Origin of the sequence: Bartonella capreoli, from assembly GCF_902813205.1 — a bacterium.
Lineage (GTDB): Bacteria > Pseudomonadota > Alphaproteobacteria > Rhizobiales > Rhizobiaceae > Bartonella > Bartonella schoenbuchensis.
Genome location: NZ_CADDZX010000348.1, coordinates 1 through 398, shown reverse-complemented (window position 1 = coordinate 398; position 398 = coordinate 1). Strand labels below are relative to the sequence as shown.

Annotated in this window: 1 pseudogene; it reads left to right on the top strand. The window is 29.9% G+C overall.

What is annotated here, in order from left to right:
* Window positions 1-17: 17 nt before the first annotated feature.
* A pseudogene (locus J7R05_RS08735) lies at window positions 18-170 on the top strand (beta-lactamase hydrolase domain-containing protein); the annotation flags it as partial.
* Window positions 171-398 lie beyond the last annotated feature (228 nt).

Here is a 398-nt window from a genome sequence, read left to right as displayed (position 1 = left end):
ATCAATATGGAATATAATCTCATTATATTCCTATTACACCTTCGGTTATAGAAAAATTTCACATTGAAGCTATGCAAACAATTTTAAAAACAGCACCACTTCCTCTGCTTGCTTATTGCTGCTATGGCACACGCTCAATTCACCTTTGCTCTTCAGCGCGTATTATTTAACCTTGTGTTCTAATAAAACAGAAAGAAACAAACATTAAACTTTCTTACTATTATAAATATGAGGCTATCTAAAAATCGACAAAAACAAAGATGAAATCTGATATTCAAACCGCTAGTTCACCTACTAATAAACGAAAAATTCTCCTTTTACATGTCGATTTGAAATATATTTTTATTCTCATAATTAGCATAAGTTGTATTTTTGCGATTCTTTTTGCCTTTTTAGAT